At 60.5% G+C, this 23,328-nt stretch carries 21 protein-coding genes, 2 tRNA genes and 2 rRNA genes (1 of these 25 cut by a window edge); 5 read left to right on the forward strand and 20 right to left on the reverse strand.

Translation table 11 applies throughout. The features are described from left to right. The first annotated feature begins 353 nt into the window (after nucleotides 1-353). Nucleotides 354-1,616, forward strand: a complete 1,263-nt coding sequence (locus PU634_RS12880) for a urate hydroxylase PuuD (RefSeq protein ID WP_306761200.1) — start codon at nucleotides 354-356, stop codon at nucleotides 1,614-1,616. Nucleotides 1,617-1,831: 215 nt separating this feature from the next. Further along, nucleotides 1,832-2,584, forward strand: coding sequence for a 3-oxoacyl-ACP reductase FabG (gene fabG, locus PU634_RS12885; RefSeq protein ID WP_306761201.1), 753 nt, complete (start codon nucleotides 1,832-1,834; stop codon nucleotides 2,582-2,584). 305 nt (nucleotides 2,585-2,889) lie between these two features. Here the strand turns inward: fabG and PU634_RS12890 are convergent, their stop codons facing one another. The 7 genes from PU634_RS12890 to PU634_RS12920 all read right to left on the reverse strand — a co-directional run bounded on the left by PU634_RS12890 (nucleotide 2,890) and on the right by PU634_RS12920 (nucleotide 9,306). Further along, nucleotides 2,890-4,359 (reverse strand): PhnE/PtxC family ABC transporter permease, encoded by a 1,470-nt coding sequence (locus PU634_RS12890; RefSeq protein ID WP_306761202.1) that lies wholly within the window; start codon nucleotides 4,357-4,359, stop codon nucleotides 2,890-2,892. After that, nucleotides 4,356-5,027, reverse strand: coding sequence for an ATP-binding cassette domain-containing protein (locus PU634_RS12895; protein WP_306761203.1), 672 nt, complete (start codon nucleotides 5,025-5,027; stop codon nucleotides 4,356-4,358). Before PU634_RS12895 ends, PU634_RS12890 begins: the two co-directional genes overlap by 4 nt. After that, on the reverse strand, nucleotides 5,027-5,899 hold the full coding sequence (locus tag PU634_RS12900) for a putative selenate ABC transporter substrate-binding protein (protein ID WP_306761204.1): 873 nt from the start codon (nucleotides 5,897-5,899) through the stop codon (nucleotides 5,027-5,029). Before PU634_RS12900 ends, PU634_RS12895 begins: the two co-directional genes overlap by 1 nt. A 56-nt stretch (nucleotides 5,900-5,955) precedes the next feature. Further along, nucleotides 5,956-6,285, reverse strand: a complete 330-nt coding sequence (locus tag PU634_RS12905) for a branched-chain amino acid transporter permease (protein ID WP_306761205.1) — start codon at nucleotides 6,283-6,285, stop codon at nucleotides 5,956-5,958. Next, nucleotides 6,278-6,958, reverse strand: coding sequence for an AzlC family ABC transporter permease (locus tag PU634_RS12910; protein ID WP_306761206.1), 681 nt, complete (start codon nucleotides 6,956-6,958; stop codon nucleotides 6,278-6,280). Before PU634_RS12910 ends, PU634_RS12905 begins: the two co-directional genes overlap by 8 nt. 321 nt (nucleotides 6,959-7,279) lie before the next feature. Next, a complete protein-coding gene (locus PU634_RS12915) occupies nucleotides 7,280-8,638 on the reverse strand; it encodes a heavy metal sensor histidine kinase (protein WP_306761207.1) in 1,359 nt (452 codons plus the stop codon). Then, a complete protein-coding gene (locus PU634_RS12920; protein WP_306761208.1) occupies nucleotides 8,635-9,306 on the reverse strand; it encodes a heavy metal response regulator transcription factor in 672 nt (223 codons plus the stop codon). Before PU634_RS12920 ends, PU634_RS12915 begins: the two co-directional genes overlap by 4 nt. 184 nt (nucleotides 9,307-9,490) lie before the next feature. Between PU634_RS12920 and uraH the strand changes: the two genes are divergently transcribed. After that, a complete protein-coding gene (gene uraH / locus PU634_RS12925) occupies nucleotides 9,491-9,898 on the forward strand; it encodes a hydroxyisourate hydrolase (protein ID WP_306761209.1) in 408 nt (135 codons plus the stop codon). Between the two features lie 121 nt (nucleotides 9,899-10,019). Here the strand turns inward: uraH and pntB are convergent, their stop codons facing one another. The 8 genes from pntB to PU634_RS12965 all read right to left on the reverse strand — a co-directional run bounded on the left by pntB (nucleotide 10,020) and on the right by PU634_RS12965 (nucleotide 17,610). Further along, entirely contained in the window at nucleotides 10,020-11,396 is a 1,377-nt protein-coding gene (gene pntB / locus PU634_RS12930) for a Re/Si-specific NAD(P)(+) transhydrogenase subunit beta (protein ID WP_306761210.1), read from the reverse strand. A 4-nt stretch (nucleotides 11,397-11,400) separates the two neighbouring features. Next, entirely contained in the window at nucleotides 11,401-12,927 is a 1,527-nt protein-coding gene (locus PU634_RS12935) for a Re/Si-specific NAD(P)(+) transhydrogenase subunit alpha (RefSeq protein WP_306761211.1), read from the reverse strand. 404 nt (nucleotides 12,928-13,331) lie between these two features. Continuing rightward, a complete protein-coding gene (locus PU634_RS12940) occupies nucleotides 13,332-14,090 on the reverse strand; it encodes a M90 family metallopeptidase (RefSeq protein ID WP_306761212.1) in 759 nt (252 codons plus the stop codon). 4 nt (nucleotides 14,091-14,094) lie between these two features. Beyond that, complete coding sequence (locus tag PU634_RS12945; protein ID WP_306761213.1) at nucleotides 14,095-15,390, reverse strand: NRAMP family divalent metal transporter; 1,296 nt, start codon at nucleotides 15,388-15,390, stop codon at nucleotides 14,095-14,097. Between the two features lie 241 nt (nucleotides 15,391-15,631). Then, nucleotides 15,632-16,648, reverse strand: a complete 1,017-nt coding sequence (locus PU634_RS12950; RefSeq protein WP_306761214.1) for a peptidoglycan DD-metalloendopeptidase family protein — start codon at nucleotides 16,646-16,648, stop codon at nucleotides 15,632-15,634. A 40-nt stretch (nucleotides 16,649-16,688) separates the two neighbouring features. Further along, entirely contained in the window at nucleotides 16,689-17,132 is a 444-nt protein-coding gene (gene rimI / locus PU634_RS12955; protein WP_306761215.1) for a ribosomal protein S18-alanine N-acetyltransferase, read from the reverse strand. Continuing rightward, nucleotides 17,108-17,479 (reverse strand): hypothetical protein, encoded by a 372-nt coding sequence (locus PU634_RS12960; protein WP_306761216.1) that lies wholly within the window; start codon nucleotides 17,477-17,479, stop codon nucleotides 17,108-17,110. The genes rimI and PU634_RS12960 overlap by 25 nt, the downstream gene beginning before the upstream one ends. Nucleotides 17,480-17,533: 54 nt before the next feature. Further along, nucleotides 17,534-17,610, reverse strand: a tRNA-Trp gene (locus tag PU634_RS12965). Nucleotides 17,611-17,920: 310 nt separating this feature from the next. Here PU634_RS12965 and pyrB point away from each other — a divergent pair. Further along, nucleotides 17,921-18,844 carry an aspartate carbamoyltransferase gene (gene pyrB / locus PU634_RS12970; RefSeq protein WP_306761217.1) on the forward strand — a complete coding sequence of 308 codons (924 nt, stop codon included), beginning with the start codon at nucleotides 17,921-17,923 and terminating at the stop codon, nucleotides 18,842-18,844. Nucleotides 18,845-18,853: 9 nt separating this feature from the next. Then, nucleotides 18,854-19,309, forward strand: a complete 456-nt coding sequence (gene pyrI, locus PU634_RS12975; protein ID WP_306761218.1) for an aspartate carbamoyltransferase regulatory subunit — start codon at nucleotides 18,854-18,856, stop codon at nucleotides 19,307-19,309. Nucleotides 19,310-19,787: 478 nt separating this feature from the next. On the opposite strand, the gene PU634_RS12980 is transcribed toward pyrI, so the two are convergent. The 5 genes from PU634_RS12980 to PU634_RS13000 form a co-directional block, all read right to left on the reverse strand. Continuing rightward, nucleotides 19,788-20,042, reverse strand: a complete 255-nt coding sequence (locus PU634_RS12980; protein WP_306761219.1) for a hypothetical protein — start codon at nucleotides 20,040-20,042, stop codon at nucleotides 19,788-19,790. A gap of 56 nt (nucleotides 20,043-20,098) precedes the next feature. Then, nucleotides 20,099-20,713: an ABC transporter ATP-binding protein gene (locus PU634_RS12985; RefSeq protein ID WP_306761220.1), complete on the reverse strand. Its 615-nt coding sequence runs from the start codon at nucleotides 20,711-20,713 to the stop codon at nucleotides 20,099-20,101. Nucleotides 20,714-21,101: 388 nt separating this feature from the next. Then, nucleotides 21,102-21,178 (reverse strand) — tRNA-Asp (locus PU634_RS12990). A 36-nt stretch (nucleotides 21,179-21,214) separates the two neighbouring features. Next, nucleotides 21,215-21,329: ribosomal RNA gene (gene rrf, locus PU634_RS12995) — 5S ribosomal RNA — on the reverse strand. 83 nt (nucleotides 21,330-21,412) lie between these two features. Beyond that, nucleotides 21,413-23,328: ribosomal RNA gene (locus PU634_RS13000) — 23S ribosomal RNA — on the reverse strand (it continues 973 nt past the right edge of the window).

A 23,328-nucleotide genomic window follows, 5' to 3' on the forward strand; every position in this document is an offset into this window, starting at 1 on the left:
AAATGCGCTATGATGTCGCCCGCTTTGGGCTCGCACTGCGGGCAGTTCGGCGCCCACCGCCTACACCAAGGCTCAACCTCTTGATTAACCGTAACTTTCTGCATTTTTACCGAACCCAAAGCGGCAAAAAGGTTGCAAATGCAAGAAAAATAACTGTTAATGAATGTTGACAAAGTTCATGTTTTTGAAAAAAATCACCTCACAAATTGTCAACAGTTTAATTTTTGAACTGTATACAGTTTGGAAGCACACTACAGCGCATGTGGTCTCAGCTCCCGCCACTGGCAGGGCATCTGTTTCGATGCGCTAGGGTCTCAATCAAAACAAAATGAAACAGAGAAGGTAAGACCATCATGGAAGCGTATCTGCTGGATTTTGGTAACCTGCTGCTCCGCTGGCTGCACGTCATCGCCGCCATCGCCTGGGTAGGGGAATCCATTTACTTCGTAATGCTCGACAACGGCCTGCGTCCGCCCAAGTCTGAAGAATGCAAGAAAAAAGGCGTGTTCGGTGAAATGTGGGCCGTGCACGGCGGTGGTTTCTACCACAACCAGAAATATGCAACCAGCCCCGAGCAACTGCCCGAAGACCTGCACTGGTCCTTCTGGAAGTCCTACACCACCTGGCTGTCCGGTTTCGGTCTGTTCACCCTGCTGTACCTGACCAAGCCCAGCTTCTACCTGGTGAATCCCAATTCTCCCTGGGAGTGGGCCGCCAACATGACCGGCTGGCAGGCCAACATCGCCGCCCTGGCGTTCCTGCTGCTGGGCTGGATCGTGTATAACGAGCTGTGCAAGCGCATCAGCCCCAACATGGAAAACGACGGCGTACTGTCCATTGCCGTGGCCGTGATGATGGTGGTGGTGGCTTACCTGAGCACTCACATCTTCGCCGGCCGTGCCGCCTTCCTGCTGACCGGTGCCGTCATGGCCACCGCCATGTCTGCCAACGTGTTCTTCTGGATCATTCCCGGCCAGCGCCGCATGGTGAAAGCCCTGAAAGCCGGTGAAACACCGAACCCGCTGGACGGCAAGCGCGGCAAGCAGCGTTCCGTGCACAACACCTACTTCACCCTGCCGGTGGTGCTGCTGATGCTGAGCAACCACTACTCCTTTACCTACAGCCACGAACTGTCCTGGGTGATCATGACCCTGTTCATCTTCGCAGGCGCCCTGATCCGTCAGTACTTCGTACTGATGCACGCCGGTCATATTCGTCCGGGTTACCCGATTGCCGGTGTGGCGCTGATCCTGGTTGCCATCTGGGTGGGTGCGCCCAAGCCGGTGGCTGCTCCGGCCGCCGTGGCCCCCGCGGCCACCCAGTCCGAGACCGCCGCTGCCGGTGAAGAAGCCGCCGCTCCGGCCGCTGCCGCCGTGACCACCGCCCAAGTGCTTGACGTGATGGAAGCCCGCTGCGTGCAATGCCACGCCGCCAACCCTACTCAGCCCGGCTTTGCCGCCGCCCCCCTGGGTGTGATGCTGGACAGCGAAGAACACCTGCTGCTGCAGGTAGAGCGCGTCAAGCAGGTGGTTGCCAACAAGTACATGCCGCTGGGTAACATCACCGGCATGACCGACGAAGAGCGCGCCCTGGTGGCCGCCTGGAACGGCCAGTAAGCCTTTCCCTTTCGTTCAGAAAAGAAAGCCCGCTCCGCGCGGGCTTTTTTGTGTCCGTCTTCCGCCCACGCTTGACCCCTTCCATTTGCGCCGCAAAACATGCATCGGCAATACCTTTAAATAAAAAGTATAAACACAATATTGCAGCGCAAAAATTAGGCTACCATGGAGACTCGAGCGCTTACCCATGCATCCATTGCCAGAAGGACTCCATCATGAACGCAACGACTCGGGATATGCATAACAACATCTGCGTGGTCACCGGCGCCGCCCGCGGCCTGGGACGCTGCATCAGCGAAACCCTGGCCCGGGCCGGAGCGGCCCGGGTCTATGCCTGCGACATCAACATGGCGCCGGCAGAGGCCTGGCTGAAGGAATATGACAACGTCACCGCCGTCCCCCTGGACGTGTGCGACAGCGCGGCACTGAGCCGCCTCAGCGCCCGCATTCTGGCCGATCACGGCCGCCTTGACGTGCTGGTGAACAACGCCGGCATCACCCGGGATGCCCTGCTCGACAACATGACCGAGGCCGACTGGGACAGCGTGCTGAACGTCAATCTCAAGGGGGTGTTCCTGATGACCCAGGCCATGCTGCCGCTGATGAAACTGCAGCAAAGCGGCAGCATCGTCAGCATTTCCTCGATTGTGGGCACCGACGGCAACATCGGCCAGAGCAACTACGGCGCCAGCAAGGGTGGCGTGATCAGCATGACCAAGGGCTGGGCCAGAGAGCTGGCCCGGGGCGGCGCGCAAATCAGGGCCAACTGCATCGCCCCCGGTTTTATCAACACCGAGATGACCCAGGCGGTGCCACAGAAAGTGCTGGAGAAAATGACCGCCCGCATTCCCCTCGGCCGCCTGGGGGAGCCTACCGACATCGCCGAAGGCGTGCTGTTTCTGGCAAGCGCCCGCGCCCGTTACATTACCGGCCAGGTGCTGAAAATCGATGGTGGGCTGGTGCTGTAAGTGCAATATCGCCCTTTCAGCCCGTGTAATGCCCGCCAAGGAGGGCACAGGGTATCTGCTTCGCCGCACCCTCTGCGCCAAGGCCGAAAATTGCTCCTGCATTTTCGGCATTTCCGCCATCCATGGCGGTCAGATGCGCAGCGGTGCCTACATGGGGCGAGCTTGCTCGCCGTGACGAAATGTTTCGGCCCGACCGAACATTCAGTATGTTCGCAGCGGGTTGAAACATTGAGTGGCTTATCCTTACGGCGTGTCGGCGCAGCAGTTGTGTCCGACGGTAAGCGCAGTGCTCACCGGCGAGTGTGTTACAGCACCTCGGCGCGGTTGCCCAGGTGCAGCCGCTGGCGCAGGCGTCGGGCTGCCACATCCACCAGTATGTTAAGCCCGGCGCACACCAGCAGCAGCGCCATGGCCCGGTCAAAGCGGAATTCGCTGAAGGCCGAGTCGATAAAAAAGCCCAGCGTGGGAATGCCCAGCATGCCGAGAATGGCGGTTTCGCGGATCAGGTTTTCAAAACGGTACAGGCTGTAGGCCATAAAGGCGCGATACAGCCGGGGCAGCACCTCGAAACAGTACAGGTTCAGGCCTCGGGGCGCGTCTTCCCGCAGGCTCAGGGTATTGAGATGATGGCCCAGCAGGTGGGCGATAATGGCGCCGTTGTGCAGCCCGAGCGCCAGCATGGCCGGCAGCATGCCCGGCCCCAGCAACAGCATGGCCACAAAGGCCAGCAGGTATTCCGGCAGCGAGCGCATCAGCACCAGCCAGCCATGGCTGGCCCGGCGGCTGACGGCATTGCCGAACCGCCGGGAAATGGCCGGAAACCACACCAGCGCCAGTACACCGGTGACCACCAGCGACACCAGCGCCAGCACCAGGGTATTGGCCAGCCCCGGCCCCGCCTGCTGCTGCCACAACTGTGCCCACCAGGGCCAGAGCCCGGCCCAGTCCCCCGCCCTCAGCGGCGCGGGAATAATGTCCTCGGTAAAAAAGCGGGCCATCAGCGCCCAGTTCAGACTGGCCACCGGCGGCAGCCAGATCAGCGCCGCCAGCAGATACAGCGGCACCAGCCGGCCCCGCAGCCACCAGCGCAGGGTGGCGATGATCAGCACCAGGGCATAGAAAAAGGCCGCAGCCTCATCGTAATAGCCCTGGCGCAGCAGGGATTCCAGGTGATAGCCCAGGGTCGGCAGACCGATAAAGCCCAGCACCGCCGAGCTGCGAATGCCGCACTCCAGCCGGTAACCGGTGTAGGTGGCCATTTGCCGCCAGCACAGCGGCAGCTGCAGATAGACAAGCCGGCTCAGCCGGCCAAAGCCCGCCGGCAGGGCCTGCTCCGGGGCCGGATCCGCTTCTTCAAACAGCTCGCCGTAAATCTTGGCAAAGGTGCCCGCATAGGGCAGCGCAATGGCCAGCACCCCGGCCAGGGCCGACAGCCCCAGCAACTGCATGAACAGCAGCGCCCAGAACAGTTCGTGCACCGCCCTGAGCCCCGCCGCCAGCCGGCGCACGCCGGCACTGCGATAACCACAGGCAAGCCCCAAACCCAGCACGGCCCCCAGCGCCACTCCCTGCAGGGCAAAGGCCAGGGTGTTGGCCAGCGCCGACAGCAGCACGGAGGCACCAGGCCAGGCCGGCAGCAGCAGGCCGGCACCGAGACGGCCCAGCTCAAACCAGGGGTCCACGGCGGTCACGGAAAAGTCCGCCCAGGGCAGGCACAACAGCGCCAGTACCACAAACAGCAGGCTGGTGCGCCCCATGGAGGCCTGAGCGTTCATAGAGTGGTATACAGGGCCCGCAGCTGGGCTGCGGTCAGGTTCTCACTGGGGGCATCCAGCACCAGCCTGCCCTTTCGCAGCCCCACAATACGGGTGCAGTGAGTGAGCGCCTGCTCCACGTTATGCAGCGCCAGCACCACCGTCTGGTGGCGTTCGCATACCAGTTGCAGCAGATCGGCGGCCTGACGTTCGTCCAGGGCCGACACCGGCTCGTCGCCGATAAACACCGGTCTTTGCTGATACAGCGCCCGGGCCAGGCTGACCCGGCTCTGCTGGCCACCGGAGAGGGCACCGGCGGGCCGCCAGAGCTGGCCGGAGAGGCCCAGCCGGCTGGCCAGCCCGGCAATCTCATCCCTGGGTGTGGCCAGTGGCTTCACCAGATTGATCAGGTTGTACCAGAAGGGGTTACGTGCCAGCCGGCCCATGTAAATGTTGTGGAAGGTGCTCAGCACCGGCACCAGGCCGGGCTGCTGCGGACACCAGGCCACGTCATCGGGGCGAAGCTCGCGCAGCCGGCGCAGCAGGGTGCTTTTACCGGTGCCCGACTCCCCCAGCAGGGCGATTTTGTCGCCCTGTTTCACCTCCAGGTTCAGTGCCTCCAGCACCGGCCGGCCGGCATAGCCGAGACTGGCATCATGAAAGTGAAACAGGCTGGCAGGCTCGCTCATTACTGATCGGGATCCATGATGCCAATGGCCACGGCGGTGTCGCGAATGGGCGCGTAGTCATCATTGCTGGCGTTCACAAAGCCGGAGCGGGGAAAGGCCGCCAGCAGCTCGGGATCTTTCATCTCCAGCAGCGCCTGTTTCACCTTTTCCTTGAAACCGTCACCGAAGCGGGCATCCACATCTCCACGAATGCTCCACTGGTAGTCCGGGTACTCGGGGCTGGTCCAGATCACCCTGACCTTGCTTTGGTCGATATTGCCCTTTTCCATCTCCGCATCCCACACCGCGTAGTTGACCGCGCCTACCTCATAGGCACCGGACTGCACCAGGCTGATGGTACGGTTGTGGTCACCGGAAAAACCCACCCGGGAGAACAGCTGCTCGGGCGCCTGCTCAAAGTGCTGACGCAAGAAAAACTCGGGCATCAGCCGGCCGGAGGTGGAGCCCTTGTCGCCAAAGGTAAAGCGCTTGCCGGCAAGCTCCGCAGGTAACTGCTCACTTTCACTGAGGCCGGTGCTTTCATGGGCAATCAGGTAACTGACAAAGGCGGTGTCTTCCACTCCCTGGGCAATGGCCTCACTGCCGGGCACCAGCTCCCGGGCCTGCACCCCGGTCAGACCGCCAAACCAGGCCAGTTGCACCTGATCGTTGCGAAAGGCGCTCACCGCCGCCGGGTAGCTCTTCACCGGAATGTATTTCACGTCGACGTCCAGCTTGTCGGCCAGGTAATCGGCAATCTTGCCAAAGCGCTCGGTCAGGCGACGCTCATCCTGATCGGGGATGGCGGTAAAGACAAAGGTTTCGGCCTGGGTCAGGCCACTCAGGCACAGGGCCGCCAGGCCCAGCAGGCGGGCAGGTACAGACATGCTCATGTTCGGTTCCGTTTAACAAGAAGGGCGGCCATTATAGCCGAAAAATGGCCCGGGGATCAGAGCCCCGGCCAGCCGTTGACCAGCGCCATATACACCAGGGTGCCGGCCAGAATGCTGGTCAGCGCCTGGCGCCGCCACAACTGCAGCACCGCCACCACCGCCACGGCGATCAGCTGATCCCGGCCGTCGGCGGGCGAGCCCCAGTGGTGTACGCCCACCGCATACAGGGTCAGCAGTACCATCATGGCCACCGGCAGCCGCCGGCCCAGCACCTGAATGCGGTGATGATGAGCGATAAAGCCCCGGGCAACAAAGGGAAAGGCGCGCAGGGCAAAGGTCACCCCGCCCATGATCAGCGAAGCCTGCAGATAATCGAAATCAGACATGGGCCGGCTTCTCCTTTTGCTTGCGCTCGGGCCAGGCCAGCAATACCAGCACCAGCATGACGGAGGCCGCCAGCAGGAAGTAATCACTTACCCAGATGCCGGCCACTGCCGCCGCCGCCACACCCAGCGCCACGGCCCCCCAGTCTTTTTTGGCACGGATCTGCTCCACCGCCAGCACGGTAAACAAGGCGGTGAGGGCGAAGTCGAGCCCCTGCAGACCGGGAGGCAGCCCCCGGGCCAGCGCCATGCCAGTGAGCGTACCCAGCACCCAGTAACTTTGGTTGAGCAGCACCACCCAGAGCGCGGTTTCGGGATCTTTCACTCGGCCCGAGGCACTGAGCAGGGAATAGGTTTCATCGGTAATGCCAAAAATGAAGTAGTTGCGGCCAATCACGCCTTTGGGCAACAAATGATAAAGCGACAGGCCATAGAAAAGATGGCGAAAATTCACCAGCAGCGACGCCACCGCCAGATCGATCCAGCCAATGCCGGCAGCCAGCAGGCCCACCGCCAGATATTGCATGGCGCCGGCATACACCAGTACGCTCATCAGTGGTGCCCAGTACCAGGTCAGCCCGGCATCCACCCAGAGCACGCCAAACACGGCCCCCAGCGGCAAATATCCCATCATCACCGGCAGCGTCAGCGACACCAGCCCGCGCTTGCTTGTCATTATTATTCTCCTCTCTCCAACTGTCTGAAAATAAGGGATTAATGATGGGAGGGCAAGACCCGAAACCGAAGCCAAAACAAGCAATAGCAGGGATTGCCGTAACCGACCGTCACATGCCAGGGCCGAAAAATTGCTCCTGCATTTTCGGCATTTCCGCCATCCATGGCGGTCAGAAGCATGTGCCGAGCATACATGGGGCGAGCTAGCTCGCCGTGACGAAGTAAAAGGCCTGACCGAACATTAAATATGTTCGCAGTAGGCTTTTTACTGAGTGGCATAAAGTGCAGCGTGTCGGTGGAGGCAACCCTGCTGTTGCTTCTCTCAGGCGGGAAAACGCAGGGTAAAGGTGGTGCCGTCGTCGTCGCTGTGAACGCTCACTTCGCCACCGTGCAGCTGCATGATGGAGTCGACAATGGCCAGCCCTAGGCCGCCGGTGTCACCGCCCTGGGTGCGGGACGGATCGCAGCGGTAAAAGCGGTCAAACAGCCGGGGCAAATGTTCAGCGGCAATGGCGGGGCCTTTATTGTGCACAAAGACCGCCACGCCATTGGCGGTGTGCTCGCTGCCAATGGTAATGGGCCGGCCCGGCTCGCCGTAACGCAGGGCATTGGCCAGCAGGTTGGCCAGGGCCCGGCGCAGCAGCTCTTCATCGGCCTGCACCTCACCGGCTGCCCGGTTCAACAATGGGGTGCCGGCCTCTTCCGCCATGCCTTCAAAGTACTCGCACAACTGCTCAATCAGCGGCGCCAGGGCCACCGGCTCAAGCTTAATGTCCGCCTGAGGCTGCTCGCTGCGGGCCAGAAACAGCATGCTGTTGATCATCCGGTTCAGCCGCTGGTACTCCTCCAGATGGGACGCCAGCAGGGTTTCGTATTCTTCCCTGCTGCGGGCCCGGCGCAGGGTGTGCTCGGTATGGCCCACAAGATTGCTGAGGGGAGTGCGGATTTCGTGGGCCAGATCTTCCGAAAAGCGCGACAGCCGGCCAAAGCCGTCTTCCAGCCGGGACAGCATGTGATTGAGGCTCTCCCCCAACTCGCACAGCTCGTCGGGCAATTGCCGCGTACTCAGCCGCCGGTGCAGCCGGCGTACCTCAATGGCCCTGGCCTGTGCCGCCAGCCGCCGTACCGGCGCCAGTCCGCGCCGGCTCACCAGCCAGCCCAGGGCAAAAGCCATCAGGGCGCCGCCAGCCAGGGCCAGCAACAGCCGCAGCCGGTAGGCCGCCAGCATCTGCTCACGGGGCGCCAGCAGCTTGCCCGCCACCAGCACCAGACTGAGATCATCCTGATCCAGCCGGCGCCAGGCCAGCCGGGCATTACCCTGTTCGTTATAGCCCAGCCGGGTCTGTCCGGCCGGAAGACCAACAGGCACGGCCAGCCCCGCCGGATTGACCGCAATCAGTACCTCGCCGCCCGGCCTCAGCACCCACAGCAGGCTGTCTTCATTGCCGAGCATATTGGCATAGAGGGTGGGCCGGTCGCGCAGTTCCTCGATGCTGTCGCGACCATTAAGCAGGGCCTGCATGTGTTCAAGGCGACCCAGCAGACTCTGATCGTCCCGCCAGGCCAGCTCCCGCTCCAGCGAGTAATAAAGGTAAAATCCCAGGCTGCCCAGCAGCAGCACACTGACCAGGGCGAACATCAGCGCCAGCCGCAAGCTTAATGACGATAACAGCCGCCTCACTCCCGCAGCTCGCACACATAGCCCATGCCACGCACGGTGTGAATGACCCTGGGCTCGAAGTTGTCGTCGATTTTGGCCCGCAGCCGGCGAATGGCCACGTCCACCACATTGGTGTCGCTGTCGAAATTCATGTGCCACACCTGGGAGGCGATGTAGGTACGCGACAGCACCTCGCCCTGATGAGCCAGCAACAGCTGCAGCAAGGTGAATTCCTTGTTGCTGAGATCAATGCGCAGTCCGCCCCGGCTGACCCGGCGCGCCAGCGGATCCAGCTGCAGATCCGCCAGCCGGTAAAACAACGGCTCCGCCGGCTTGCCCCGGCGTAACAATTTGCGGGCCCGGGCCAGCAGCTCGGCAAAGGAGAACGGCTTGGCCAGATAATCATCGGCGCCCTGCTCCAGGCCGCGTACCTTGTCTTCCACCGCATCCCGGGCGCTCAGGCAGATCACCGGCGTCTCGCTTTTGCTGCGAATAAATTGCAACAACTGCCAGCCATTCAGCCCCGGCAACATGATGTCGAGGATCACCAGATCAAAGCCGCTTTCTTCCAGCAGATAGCGCCCTTCCAGGCCGTCTTTGGCCACTTCCACCCGATAACCGGATTCGGTAAAGCCCTTCTTCAGGTAATCGGCGGTCTTGGCTTCGTCTTCCACCACCAGAATGTGCATGGCTGGCCTCACTCAGTGCAATTGAATACCGGCAGTTTATCACCTGATAACCGCGCCGACGGCTGAATGACGGTTTTGTAATAAAGCGGTAAGGGGTTTGCAAGGCACGCTCGGGCAGAATGCGTCCAGCTCACCGGCACTGACCGGTTTCAGCCTGCTTTCTTACCCTGACAGGAGAACAACCATGAACCTCAAGCATGTTCTGGCCGGCGCCATGATGGCCGGTGTATCCACCCTCACCCTGGCCGCCGGCAACCCGCTGAGCGTACACGTACTCAACCTGGAAAACGGCCTGCCTTCCCCCGATGTAAAGGTGGTGCTGGAGCAAAAACAGAGCGACCAGTGGGTGGAGCTGAACAGCGCCGTCACCAACAAGCAGGGCCGCATTACCGCCCTCTATCCGGAAGGCAAGACGCTGGAAAAAGGCACCTACAAGGTGACCTTTGAAACCGGTGACTGGTTCGAGCAGCATGACACCGCCACCTTTTTCCCCGAGATCCCGGTGATCTTCAGCGCCGACGGCAAGCTGGATCACTACCATGTGCCGCTGCTGCTGAGCCCTTACGGCTTCTCTACCTACCGCGGCAACTGAGTCCTGCCGCTGTAATCACACCAGGTCCTGTGTATGAAGAAAGAGAGCTTCGGCTCTCTTTTTTAGTTCACCGGAACGAAAAAGGGGCGCCGAAGCGCCCCTGAATGGCATAGCGTGCGAATTACAGCGCGCGCAGAATATTGTCCACGCTGTCCTTGGCGTCGCCAAACAGCATGACGCTGTTTTCGCGGAAGAACAGCGGGTTCTGCACCCCGGCATAGCCGGTGTTCATGGAGCGCTTGAACACCACCACCTGCTGGGCCTTCCACACTTCCAGTACCGGCATGCCGGCGATGGGGCTGGCCGGATCCTCGGACGCCGCCGGGTTGACGGTGTCGTTGGCGCCGATCACCAGCACGGTGTCGGTGTCGTCGAAATCGTCGTTGATTTCGTCCATCTCCAGCACCACGTCATAAGGCACCTTGGCTTCCGCCAGCAGCACGTTCATGTGACCGGGCAGACGACCCGCCACCGGATGAATGCCAAAGCGTACCTTGACGCCCGCCGCCCGCAGCCTGGACACCAGTTCGGCCACCGGATACTGAGCCTGGGCCACCGCCATGCCGTAGCCGGGAGTGATGATCACCGAGCTGGAGTTCTTCAGCATCTCGGCCACGTCTTCGGCGTTCACTTCGGTATATTCGCCGTCTTCTTCCTCACCGGAAGAGACGGTGCCGTCGGAGCCGAAGCCCCCGGCGATCACCGAAATAAAGGAGCGGTTCATGGCCCGGCACATGATGTAGGACAGAATGGCACCGGAAGAGCCCACCAGGGCGCCGGTCACGATCAGCAGATCGTTGGACAGCATAAAGCCCGCCGCCGCCGCCGCCCAGCCCGAGTAGGAGTTAAGCATGGAGATCACCACCGGCATGTCGGCGCCGCCGATGCTGGCCACCAGGTGCCAGCCAAAGGCCAGGGCGATCAGGGTCATCACCAGCAGGGCAAAGGTGGAGCCTTCCACCTGCACAAACCAGATCAGCAGAATGGCGGAAACCACCACCGCCAGCAGGTTGAGCTTGTGACGGTGCGGCAGGGTCAGCGGCTTGGAAGACACCAGGCCGCGCAGCTTGCCAAAGGCGACAATGGAGCCGGTGAAGGTGACCGCGCCGATAAACACGCCGAGGAAGATCTCGGTGTTGTGAATGTTGAGCATGGCACCGGCGAGATCACCGTGATCGATGTAGGTGTTGTAGCCCACAAACACCGCGGCCAGACCCACGAAGCTGTGCAGAATGGCAATCAGCTCCGGCATTTCGGTCATTTCCACCTTGAGCGCAAAGCGCACGCCGATGGCACCACCGATGGCCATGGCCACGATGATCCAGCCCAGGCCGGTGACCTCGGGGTTGAAAATGGTGGCCAGCAGGGCGATGGCCATGCCCGCCACGCCATACCAGTTACCGGCCTTGGCCGACTCCTGCTTGGACAGACCGGCCAGGCTCATGATAAAGAGCACGGCGGCCACGATATAAGATGCAGTTACTAGTCCTTGTGACATTTAATCAGCCCTTCCTAAACATCTTCAGCATGCGGTGTGTCACGGTAAACCCGCCAAACACGTTGATTGAGGCGATCAGCACCGCCACGAAGGCGAGGAAGCTGACAAAACCACCCGTGCCCACCTGAGACAGGGCGCCCACCACGATAATGCCGGAGATGGCATTGGTGACCGACATCAGCGGCGTGTGCAGGGAGTGGGACACGTTCCAGATCACGTAGTAGCCCACGATACAGGCCAGTACGAACACCGTGATGTGCGACAGAAACTCTGCCGGAGCCACGGCGGCCAGCCAGGCAAACAGCAGCACACCGGCGCCACCCAGGTAATACTTGAGGTTGCTCGGTTTCTTGGCATGAGGCTCGGCCGCGGGCTGGGCCGCCGCCTTGGCCTTGGGCGCCGCCGACACGCTGATGGCGGGGGGCGGGAAAGTCACTTCGCCGTCTTTCACCACCGTCATGTTGCGCAGCACCACATCGTCGAAGTCGACATGAATGTTGCCGTCCTTTTCCTTGCACAGCAGCTTGGCCAGGTTGACCAGGTTGGTGGCGTACAGGGTGGAAGACTGGGTCGGCAAGCGGCCGTTGAGATCGGTGTAGCCGATGATCTTGACGCCGTTGTCGGAGACAAACAGCTCGCCCGGTTTGGTCAGCTCACAGTTACCGCCGTTCTGGGCCGCCAGATCCACGATCACCGAGCCCGGGGCCATGGCGGCCACCATCTCGGCGGTGATCAGCTTCGGCGCCGGCTTGCCCGGGATCAGGGCGGTGGTGACGATAATATCCACCTCTTTGGCCTGCTCCATGAACAGCGCCATTTCGGCATCAATAAAGGCCTGGCTCATTTCCTTGGCGTAGCCGTCGGACGAGTCGCTTTCTTCCTCGTAGTCCAGCTCCAGGAACTCGGCGCCCATGGAGTTGATCTGCTCTTTTACCTCGGGACGGGTATCAAAGGCGCGCACTATGGCACCCAGAGAGCCGGCGGCACCGATGGCGGCCAGGCCGGCCACACCGGCGCCGATCACCAGCACCTTGGCGGGCGGCACCTTGCCGGCGGCGGTGATCTGACCGGTAAAGAAGCGGCCAAATTCGTGCGCGGCTTCCACCACAGCGCGGTAACCGGCGATGTTGGCCATGGACGACAGCGCATCCAGCGACTGGGCGCGGGAAATGCGCGGCACCATGTCCATGGCGAGCACGGTCACGCCCTTGCTCTTGAGTTGCTCCACCAGCTCGGGGTTCTGCGCCGGCCAGATAAAGCTGACCAAGGTGGTACCCGCCTGCAACCGCTCGATTTCCTCAGACGTCGGCGCATTCACCTTGTAGATGATGGCGGACTGCCAGGCCTCGTCGGCACTCACCAGTTGAGCGCCGGCCGCCTGATAGGCGGTGTCTTCAAAACTGGCCTTGCTGCCCGCCCCCTGTTCGACGCAGACCTCAAAGCCCAGTTTGCGCAGCTGTTCGACCGATTTGGGGGTCGCTGCCACCCGGGTCTCTCCGCTGAGCGTTTCCCTTGGAATTCCGATTAACATAATAATTCCCTGATTCATGTTGATATCGCACCGGACTCATGAAGGATCCGGTGTTCAGCAAGCTGTTCCTTCAACCGCTTGGCAGCCTTGCCTGTGTTGCGCCAGCAAAATGACGTTGTTTTACAACGGCGTTATACCACCAATGCATATTCAATGATGCATTTTGTATTTTTAATCATAATTGCACACAAAGTTTCACCAAAACCCGTACAACAAGTTTTAAGTGAAGATACATCGTAAGAAAGATACAGCGCGAAAGTCAATATACTGGCTGAGTCGAAAAAAGATAAATCGATCTTTCCTCGAGCCTCGATAGGCTCTGACTTTCAATCGTTAAGGTAACATTTATCCTCAACCCGCCAAGTGGTCATTTGGCGAGCAGGATCACAGAAGACGGGAATCCATTATCCGGCGGAGGGGGGCTGGCGAAGCAGGGGCGCCTGTTCAAAAAACCGCGCCAGCTGGTGATAGACCGCCGGATAGACGCTGTGCAGCAAGCGGGGATCGGAAAAAAACAGCTCGGTGGTCACCGCCAGAAATTCCGCAGGATGGGTGGCGGCGTACGGATCGATGGGCGCCTCATTACGCTCATCCCGCACCCGCAGATCATCAAAGGCGGCCTGAAAGTCACGGCGCCACGCGCTCATGACCATGCCGGGGCGCATGGGCGGCACGCCGTCGGCCTCCCCCCCCAGCATGTCAAGCTTGTGGGCCAGCTCGTGAATGATCAGGTTATAACCGTCCCAGCCGCCGTCGTCGGCCAGCTCGCTCCATGCCAGCACCAGCGGTCCCTGCTGCCAGGACTCGCCGGCGTGCTCTTCCACCACCTCGCTTACCAGGCCGAATTCGTCCTGCACGCTTTCACGGCGGGTCACCGGCTCGGGAATAATGATGATCTCGTGAAAGCCGGCATACCAGTCCAGCCCCAGATGCAGTATGGGCAGCGCCGCCTGCAACGCCAGCCCGGCCTGCTGCAGCGGAGACAGGGCTACGCCGAGCTGGGTCAGGGTTTTGCGCGCCAGCAGCGCTTGCGCCAGCTCGCACAGGCGCTGCTGCTCAGGTTCGCTCAGACCCTGCAGTATGGGCAGGGCAGCCAGCGCCTGCTGCCAGGGCAGCGACAAAGACCGCAGGCGTTGGCGGGTTAACCAGTCAAACCAGCCCATGACCTTATTTCACAAACAGATACCAGTAACCGAACAGCAGGTTAAAGCCGGCAAAGAACAGAATGCCGATCCGGCTCAGGGCAATCATGCCTCTGCCCAGCCGGTAGTGGGCCGGCACCTGGGGCAGCTGCATCAGCCGGAAGTTCAGCCAGGCAAACACCAGGGCGCTGACAAAGGCGGAGATCATGGCGAATTCCAGCATGGCCAGCAGGGCCCCCTTGAAGAACATGATGATAAAGGCCGCCACCACGCCCATGGCCACCATCAGCGGATAGGTGTAACGGGCGCCCTGACCGGTGGGACCACTGCCCTGAGGCTGGCCGAACTGCACCAGACATTCGCTCAGCGCCCGGCTGTAACCGTCGAGCACGGTAACCGTGGTGGAGAACATGCACAGAAAAGCGATAAAGGCGATCAGCCACCGGCTCCACTCCCCCATCACGCTGGCATACACATTCACCAGCTGATGGGCAAAGGCAATGCCGGAGGTGGCCAGGGTTTCGCCGCTGCCGTGCAGTACCAGGGCGCCCAGCGCCACAAAGGCGATGGCCAGCAGAGTGGAGGTGAAATAACCCACGTTAAAATCAACCAGGGCGCCCCGGTAATCCAGCTCGCTGCCCAGCTCCTTTTGCTTTTGCCGCAGCCAGACGCTGTTCCAGGACGACAGCTCAATGGGGGCCGGCATCCAGCCCATCAGCGCCACCAGAAAACCCACCGAGGCCAGGTTCCAGGGGCTGGGCGCCACAAACTCGGGCGTGGCCACACCGCCCCGGTTCAGGGCAATAAACACCGCGGTGACCGTGGCCACGGCCAGGCCCACAATGATCCATTTGGTCACCCGATCCAGGGTGCGGTAGTGACCGGTGATAAGAAAAGTCAGCGAGCCCGCCAGCACTATCATGCTGAGCTGGGTCACGCTCAGGCTGTCGCCGACAAACAGGCCCAGTATGCTGCCGCAGAGCATGGCCACACCGGCGGTGCTGACCACGGAGGCAAAGAGGTTGAGCAGGGTAAACAGCCGCAGGTAACCCCGGCCGATGCGATCGTACCCCTGGATCAGGCTCTCGTTGGCAGCCATGGTGTAGCGGGCGCCGATCTGAAAGAAAGGATACTTGAGCAGGTTAACCAGCAGAATCAGCCCCACCAGTTGCCAGCCATAAATGGCGCCGGCCTGAGTGGAGGCCACCAGATGGGAGCCACCAATGGCCGCCGCCGCGCCCAGTATGCCCGGACCCAGCACGCGCAAATAGTGACTTATGCTGCGGGGTGCCTCGTTGGCCATTTCGGCTGTCTGCGACATATGCGTTTTCCTGCCTTTTTACGTTGTCATGTTCGAAATCAGACAGGTAAAAAGCCACAGCAAACAGCATAAAGCAACTGGTTTTCCCGACAGTTACGGGAGAAGAAAAGATTAAAAAACCAAAAATAAAAACCAAAACAGATGATTAATTCACCCTGTTATTCCTGCACAGACCGTCAACACAAACTCCATATCAAATTCGGCATTAAATAATTTCATTTGATGATGTTTTCTGTTGCGGTTATTCCTCACCGGGGCCGACGTCGCTACCCTGGGCCAGCAGGGTTTTGCCGCTGCCGGGCACCCGACCGTTCAGGGTAAAGGGAATGGACTCGATTCTGCCCTTGTTGTTGACCTGCACCGCCAGGTGCAGATGGGGCCCCGAGCTGTAACCGGTATGGCCTGAAGCGGCCACCACCTGGCCGGCGCGCACCCGCTGGCCCTTCTTCACCCTGAGTGAACCGGTGTCGAGATGGGCATACAGGGTCATGGTGCCGTCGTCGTGGCGCAGCCGCAAATGATTGGCCCGGCCTCTGTATTCCGGCTTGAGGCCTCCGCCCACATGATGATCCACCGCCGCCAGCACCACGCCGTCGGCGGTGGCCAGCAAGGGAGTGCCCACCGGCAGGGCGATGTCGAGGGCATAGCGGTTGGCCACCTTGTTGTGGCTGAAATCACCGTTAAATCCCTGGGAAATGCGGTAGGGCCCGGCCACCGGCGGGCGCATGTCCACGGCACCGGCGATGGACGCCGGGGTGTGGTTATGATGCTGTTGCCAGGCCTGCACCCGCGGGCTGACGATGGTACTGCCGGCAATTTTCTGCACATTGTGCCGGCTGCCCACCTGGTTGCGCCCTTCATGGCTGCTGTAGGCGAAGCCGTAGTCGTAACCCCAGGCGCCGCTTTGGGCCGGGGTCAGCTTGCCGATGAACTTTTCTTCACGGGGCGGCAGGATCACCGCCTGCTGCAGCGCCTCGGGAATGGCCACGTTTTGCTGACCGGAAAACTTCAGGTTCAGCCGGGCCCGGCTGGCCAGACGGTTAAGGGCAAAAAAATAGTGACCATCGGGCTTTTTCACCACCCGCACCAGAATGCCGTCCTGGTTGACTGCATCCTGCTGCCAGCGCTGGCCGGTGCTGGCCCGAAGGCGGTTGTCGGTGTAGTGCACCACGCCGGCGGCGTCACGGTATTGATAGATGTCGGCATGGGCCGGTGTCATTCCCGTCAGCACCAGCACAGTGGCAAGCAAGCCTCTCATATCTCATCCCTGCGAGAGTGTGTGACTTCCAGTATAGGAACTAGAGCCGCTTTTGCATCAGCACGGCGTCTTCATGGCCATCGGCCGTGGGGTAATAATTGCGCCGCCGGCCGCTTTCCTCATAGCCGGCAGAGGCATACAGGCTCAGAGCCGCCCGGTTGGAAGCACGCACCTCCAGCCACAGCCAGCCAAGGCCGAGCGCCCGGCAGCGGGCGAAGTAATGTTCCAGCAGCTGTCTGCCCAAACCACGCCCCTGCCATTCAGGCGCCACACAGATGTTCATCAGGGTGGTTTCGTCGAGCACCCGGTCGGCGATAAAGTAGCCCAGCAAGGCGTTTTCCTGCCACAGCGCGCCGGTAAAGTAGCGCTCGCCAAAGGCATCGGCCAGCAAGCTCCGGCTCCAGGGATGAGCGTGAGCCCCCTGCTCCACCGCCAGCATGGCATCAAGATCCGCCGGTCTCAGCGGGCGGAATTCAGGCTGCACAGCCGGCTCCAGAGCTCGCGTTTCTGAGCGGCAGAAAGGGGCAGGGTGCCCTGCCAGGCGGCGTTTTCAGCGGGCGAGGTGAGGTTGAAGCCCAGCACAATACGGGCACCGGGACGGCCGGCAGCCAGCCAGGCGGTTTCATCCTCCACCTGGGGCCGAATGCCGTTGAGGGCCAGGGTGAGATCGGCCAGCAGCATGTCCGGCAGGCGATGGCCCTGGCCGGTGATCAGCCGTACCTCGGGGAGGGCTGTGGCCGGCGCGGGCGCATGGGGCAGGCGCTCACCATGGACACAGTGCCACACCGGCAAACCGAGAAACTGCCAGAGCTGCGATGATAGTGGCTTCATGATCACCCCGTAACGGAAAAAGGCCAGCACTGAGGCTGGCCTTTTCGGTGAAGCTGGCAGGGGCAGAGGGATTCGAACCCCCAACCGTCGGTTTTGGAGACCGCTGTTCTACCAATTGGAACTATGCCCCTGCAACACGAGGCGAATTATATCCAGCCGCGCTCAAAGGTAAAGGGCTTTTTCAAGGCGACCGGCGCGTTCGCTCACTCTTTCACCGCTTACGGTTATCGGCTCACCGTATTTTGCTTTGGCCGCACATTTCTCTATAATCCGGTCGGTTTGCGAACATGCGGAGCCCATCATGCCCCAGCCTCATTGCTGCTTTTCCTCAGCGGTGGTGCCCGTTGCCGGCACCGGCTTCGGCGTTTGCGATCCAGTCACTTCAATGGCCCCATCCCGGGGTTTTTTTATGGCCCGAATTCCACTTGAAGAGCATTGCTGATGGCGAACCCTCTGTATCAAAAGCATGTAATTTCCATATCCGACTTTACCCGCGCCGAGCTGGAGCTGGTCATCGACACCGCCGTCATGCTCAAAACCCACCCCCGGCCCGAGTTGCTGAAGCACAAGGTAGTGGCCAGTTGCTTCTTTGAAGCCTCCACCCGCACCCGGCTGTCGTTTGAAACCGCCGTGCACCGCCTGGGCGGCGCCGTTATCGGCTTTTCCGACAGCGGCAACACCTCGCTGGCGAAAAAGGGCGAGACCCTGGCCGACTCGGTGAAGATCATCAGCTCCTACAGCGACGCCTTTGTGATGCGCCACCCCCAGGAGGGCGCGGCCCGGCTGGCGGCGGAGTTCTCCTCGGTGCCGGTGATCAACGCCGGAGACGGATCCAACCAGCATCCAACCCAGACGCTGCTGGACCTGTTCACCATTTACGAAACCCAAGGCACCCTGCAAGGGCTGACCGTGGCCTTTGTGGGTGATCTGAAATACGGCCGCACCGTGCACTCACTCACTCAGGCACTCAGCCTGTTTGGCTGCAAGTTCTACTTTATCGCCCCCCAGGCTCTGGCCATGCCCGATTATCTGTGCGACGAACTGGTGGAAAAAGGCATCAACTTCGAGTTTCGCGACAGCATGGAAGAGGTGATGGACGAGCTGGACATTCTGTACATGACCCGGGTACAGAAGGAGCGCTTTGACGAAACCGAATACATGCACGTGGCCTCCAAGTACGTGCTTACCCCTCAGGTGCTGGAAAACGCCAAGGACAGCCTCAAGGTGCTGCACCCCCTGCCCCGCATCGACGAGATCACGGTGGAGGTGGACGACACCCCCTACGCCTATTACTTTGAGCAGGCCGAAAACGGCGTTTATGCCCGTCAGGCCCTGCTGGCACTGGTATTGAACGAAACCCTGTAAGGAGCAGCCGTGAACAAGACCCAACTACAAGTCGAGGCCATTCACAACGGCACCGTGATCGACCATATTCCCGCCGGCCAGGGCATTCGCATTCTGCAGCTGTTTGGCCTGGTGCAGAACCGGGAGCGCATTACCGTGGGGCTCAACCTGCCGTCCAAGGCGCTGGGCGCCAAGGATATCATCAAGGTGGAAAACGTGCGGCTGTCCTCCGCCCAGGCCAACCAGCTGGCGCTGTTTGCCCCCGAGGCCACGGTAAACCTGATTGAAGACTTCGAAGTGGTGGAAAAGCTGCAACTGCACCTGCCGGAACAGGTGGAAGGCGTGTTCGCCTGCCCCAACGGCAACTGCATCAGCCACCGGGAGCCGGTCAGCAGCAAGTTTCGGGTGCGAGCAGTGCGTGGTCAGGTGATGTTCCGCTGCCGCTACTGCGAAAAGTCGTTCCAGCGCGACATGATGACGGCCTGAGGTAATCCACGGGGTTTGGAGCTATCCGGGCCCCATCTTCCAGTTCGGCATCCGGATACAGCACCAGCCGCGGCCCTCACGCAGTCCTTCAAGGATCTCGACCCGCCGGTCATTGTCCTCTCCTACCGCCACCGGCGTCAGCCGGGCCCGACCGTTCTCGGCTACCAGCACCGCCCATTGCCCTTCGTGGCGAAACAGAGCACCGGAAGGAGCCGTTAACACCCTCTCCTTCTGCCAGACGCGAATACGCGCCTCCACCCGGTCACCGTGTTCCAGCCCCCTGCCGTTCTTCGACGCTGCTGAGCCAACGGATCCGCACATTCACCCGCTGCTCTTCCCCCCTGCACGGAGAATTTGGTAAAGCCGGCGGGTTCCACCCGCTCTACCACACCCGCCGGCACGCCCGGGCCACCCCAGTGGGCGATGTCCACCTCATTCCCGTGCGATACCCGAACCGCCTCGGCCGAAGGCAGCTCCATCAGCACTTCCAGGTCGCGGGCAGAGCGGAAACCGCCGTCAACACCCGCTCGGGAGCACGCTTGACCGGCACAAAGATCTCCGCCAGCCGGTAGTGCCGGTAATAACTTTCGCGGGTATCACTGAGGGAGCTGACCAAGATGCTCATCATCACCAGCAACATAACCCCCATCGCTACCACTAGGCCGATGGCCAGAGCCTGGCCCCGCACCCGCCACAGATCCCGGCGCAGCTTGCGGTTAAGCATGGTCGCCATAGTGGGTTCACCATTCTATGCGGCTGGCATCAAGCTGCCGCTCGGACGTCAGCACTTCACGAATGCAGCCATCGGCAAAGTGGATCACTCTGTGGGCCATGGCGGCAGTGGCCGCGGCATGAGTGGTAATCAGCACAGGTCGTGCCCAGTTCCCGGTTGACCTGCTGCAGTACTCCCAGCACCACCCGGCCGGTGGTGCTGTCCAGTGCCCCGGTAGGCTCGTCGCACAACAATACGGTCGGGCGCTTGGCAATGGCCCGGGCAATCGCCACCCGCTGCTGCTCGCCTCCTGACAGCTGGGACGGAAAATGATGCCCCCGCTCGGCCAGCCCGACCCGGGCCAGGGCGGCGCGGGCATCCATGGGCGCTTCCACCAGCTCGGTGACCAGTTCAACATTTTCCTCGGCGGTCAGGCTTGGCATCAGATTGTAGGACTGAAACACAAAGCCCACATGGTGGCGCCGGTACCGAGTGATATCGCTTTCATTCATGGCACTCAGCTCCTGCTGATAAAACCAGAGCCGCCCCTCGCTTGCGCGATCCAGCCCTCCCAGCAGGGTGAGCTGGGTGAGCTGGGTGAGCTGGGTGGATTTGCCACTGCCCGAAGGGCCAAGCAACACCACCAACTCACCGGCAGGCAGTTTCAGATCCACCCCGCGCAAAGCCTGCACGACAGATCCGCCTTCGCCATAGATCTTGATCAGCCTTTTGCTGCGAAAAGCAGGAAGATCTGCTGGCTGTACTGGTGGCATTGATGCTCTCGTTCTCAAAAAACGATCACTTGAAAGCCTATGCGCTGTTGTTGATTGCCGCCACGAAGAGCAAACGCAGTGTGGTCACGGTGTGGTCACGAGGGATGATTCGACAGGGTGAGGAGGGTGGACTTTGGTGAGCGCAGAAAGCAAAAAGCCCCGAGCGTTAACTCAGGGCTTTTTAATGATGGCGGAGTGGCAAACGCACCGCGTTTGAAGGTGAAGGTGCGTAGCACCGACATCATTCAGCAAGTCCGGCGCAGCCATAACGAAAAAACCCCAGCCGATTGGCTGGGGTTTTGAGTAATGGCGGAGCGGACGGGACTCGAACCCGCGACCCCCGGCGTGACAGGCCGGTATTCTAACCAACTGAACTACCGCTCCGCATAAAGCTGTATAGTCAGGAGTACTATATTGGGTGCCTGGCAGTGACCTACTTTCACATGGCAGCTGCCACACTATCATCGGCGCGGTTGCGTTTCACTGCTGAGTTCGGCATGGAGTCAGGTGGTTCCACAACGCTATGGCCGCCAGGCATAAAACTTTAATTCGGAAAAAGCGTTTTGATGAAGAATTCGTAGTCTCGACCTGCAAGGTCTCACACTTCTTGGGTGTTGTATGGTTAAGCCGCACGGGTCATTAGTACAGGTTAGCTGCACGCCTCACAGCGCTTCCACACCCTGCCTATCAACGTCCTGGTCTCGGACGGCCCTTTAGAGAGCTCGAAGCTCTGGGGATGACTCATCTCGAGGCTCGCTTCCCGCTTAGATGCTTTCAGCGGTTATCGATTCCGAACTTAGCTACCGGGCAGTGCCACTGGCGTGACAACCCGAACACCAGAGGTTCGTCCACTCCGGTCCTCTCGTACTAGGAGCAGCCCCTCTCAATCATCCAACGCCCACGGCAGATAGGGACCGAACTGTCTCACGACGTTCTGAACCCAGCTCGCGTACCACTTTAAATGGCGAACAGCCATACCCTTGGGACCGACTTCAGCCCCAGGATGTGATGAGCCGACATCGAGGTGCCAAACACCGCCGTCGATATGAACTCTTGGGCGGTATCAGCCTGTTATCCCCGGAGTACCTTTTATCCGTTGAGCGATGGCCCTTCCATTCAGAACCACCGGATCACTATGACCTGCTTTCGCACCTGCTCGACGTGTCTGTCTCGCAGTTAAGCTGGCTTATGCCATTGCACTAACCGTACGATGTCCGACCGTACTTAGCCAACCTTCGTGCTCCTCCGTTACGCTTTGGGAGGAGACCGCCCCAGTCAAACTACCCACCAGGCACTGTCCTCACCCCCGATAAGGGGGCCAAGTTAGAACATCAAACATACAAGGGTGGTATTTCAAGGTCGGCTCCACGGCAACTGGCGTCACCGCTTCACAGCCTCCCACCTATCCTACACATGTAGGGTCAATGTTCAGTGCCAAGCTATAGTAAAGGTTCACGGGGTCTTTCCGTCTAGCCGCGGGTACACCGCATCTTCACGGCGATTTCAATTTCACTGAGTCTCGGGTGGAGACAGCGTGGCCATGGTTACACCATTCGTGCAGGTCGGAACTTACCCGACAAGGAATTTCGCTACCTTAGGACCGTTATAGTTACGGCCGCCGTTTACCGGGGCTTCGATCAAGAGCTTCACCTTGCGGCTAACCCCATCAATTAACCTTCCGGCACCGGGCAGGTGTCACACCGTATACGTCCTCTTGCGAGTTAGCACAGTGCTGTGTTTTTGATAAACAGTCCCAGCCACCTGGTCACTGCGACTGGCTCAGGCTCCATCCGCGAAGGACTTCACCCGCTCCAGCGTACCTTCTCCCGAAGTTACGGTACTATTTTGCCTAGTTCCTTCACCCGAGTTCTCTCAAGCGCCTTGGTATTCTCTACCCGACCACCTGTGTCGGTTTGGGGTACGGTTCACACACATCTGAAGCTTAGAGGCTTTTCCTGGAAGCAGGGCATCAATGACTTCGGTACCGTAGTACCTTCGTCTCGGGTCTCAGCGTTGTGACTCCGGATTTGCCTAAAGTCACCACCTACTCCCTTTCACCAGGACAACCAACGCCTGGCCCATCTAGCCTTCTCCGTCCCCCCCATCGCAATGTGTGTCAGTACGGGAATATTAACCCGTTTCCCATCGACTACGCCTTTCGGCCTCGCCTTAGGGGCCGACTCACCCTGCCCCGATTAACGTTGGACAGGAACCCTTGGTCTTCCGGCGAGGAGGTTTTTCACCCCCTTTATCGTTACTCATGTCAGCATTCGCACTTCTGATATCTCCAGCATGCCTCACGACACACCTTCGCAGACTTACAGAACGCTCCCCTACCACTCACGCATAGCGTGAATCCGCGGCTTCGGTGCCTGATTTTAGCCCCGTTACATCTTCCGCGCAGGCCGACTCGACCAGTGAGCTATTACGCTTTCTTTAAATGATGGCTGCTTCTAAGCCAACATCCTGGCTGTCTGAGCCTTCCCACCTCGTTTCCCACTTAATCAGAACTTGGGGACCTTAGCCGGCGGTCT

The sequence above is a fragment of the Oceanimonas pelagia genome (genome assembly GCF_030849025.1).
Classification (GTDB): Bacteria; Pseudomonadota; Gammaproteobacteria; order Enterobacterales; family Aeromonadaceae; genus Oceanimonas; species Oceanimonas pelagia.

Excerpts from the sequence above, each read along its gene's own strand:
- PU634_RS12880 (WP_306761200.1), top strand. The coding sequence starts at position 354 with ATGGAAGCGTATCTGCTGGATTTTGGTAACCTGCTGCTCCGCTGGCTG.
- fabG (WP_306761201.1), top strand. The coding sequence starts at position 1,832 with ATGAACGCAACGACTCGGGATATGCATAACAACATCTGCGTGGTCACC.
- PU634_RS12890 (WP_306761202.1), bottom strand. The coding sequence starts at position 4,359 with ATGAACGCTCAGGCCTCCATGGGGCGCACCAGCCTGCTGTTTGTGGTA.
- PU634_RS12895 (WP_306761203.1), bottom strand. The coding sequence starts at position 5,027 with ATGAGCGAGCCTGCCAGCCTGTTTCACTTTCATGATGCCAGTCTCGGC.
- PU634_RS12900 (WP_306761204.1), bottom strand. The coding sequence starts at position 5,899 with ATGAGCATGTCTGTACCTGCCCGCCTGCTGGGCCTGGCGGCCCTGTGC.
- PU634_RS12905 (WP_306761205.1), bottom strand. The coding sequence starts at position 6,285 with ATGTCTGATTTCGATTATCTGCAGGCTTCGCTGATCATGGGCGGGGTG.
- PU634_RS12910 (WP_306761206.1), bottom strand. The coding sequence starts at position 6,958 with ATGACAAGCAAGCGCGGGCTGGTGTCGCTGACGCTGCCGGTGATGATG.
- PU634_RS12920 (WP_306761208.1), bottom strand. The coding sequence starts at position 9,306 with ATGCACATTCTGGTGGTGGAAGACGAAGCCAAGACCGCCGATTACCTG.
- uraH (WP_306761209.1), top strand. The coding sequence starts at position 9,491 with ATGAACCTCAAGCATGTTCTGGCCGGCGCCATGATGGCCGGTGTATCC.
- pntB (WP_306761210.1), bottom strand. The coding sequence starts at position 11,396 with ATGTCACAAGGACTAGTAACTGCATCTTATATCGTGGCCGCCGTGCTC.
- PU634_RS12935 (WP_306761211.1), bottom strand. The coding sequence starts at position 12,927 with ATGTTAATCGGAATTCCAAGGGAAACGCTCAGCGGAGAGACCCGGGTG.
- PU634_RS12940 (WP_306761212.1), bottom strand. The coding sequence starts at position 14,090 with ATGGGCTGGTTTGACTGGTTAACCCGCCAACGCCTGCGGTCTTTGTCG.
- PU634_RS12945 (WP_306761213.1), bottom strand. The coding sequence starts at position 15,390 with ATGTCGCAGACAGCCGAAATGGCCAACGAGGCACCCCGCAGCATAAGT.
- PU634_RS12950 (WP_306761214.1), bottom strand. The coding sequence starts at position 16,648 with ATGAGAGGCTTGCTTGCCACTGTGCTGGTGCTGACGGGAATGACACCG.
- PU634_RS12960 (WP_306761216.1), bottom strand. The coding sequence starts at position 17,479 with ATGAAGCCACTATCATCGCAGCTCTGGCAGTTTCTCGGTTTGCCGGTG.
- pyrB (WP_306761217.1), top strand. The coding sequence starts at position 17,921 with ATGGCGAACCCTCTGTATCAAAAGCATGTAATTTCCATATCCGACTTT.
- PU634_RS12980 (WP_306761219.1), bottom strand. The coding sequence starts at position 20,042 with ATGGCGACCATGCTTAACCGCAAGCTGCGCCGGGATCTGTGGCGGGTG.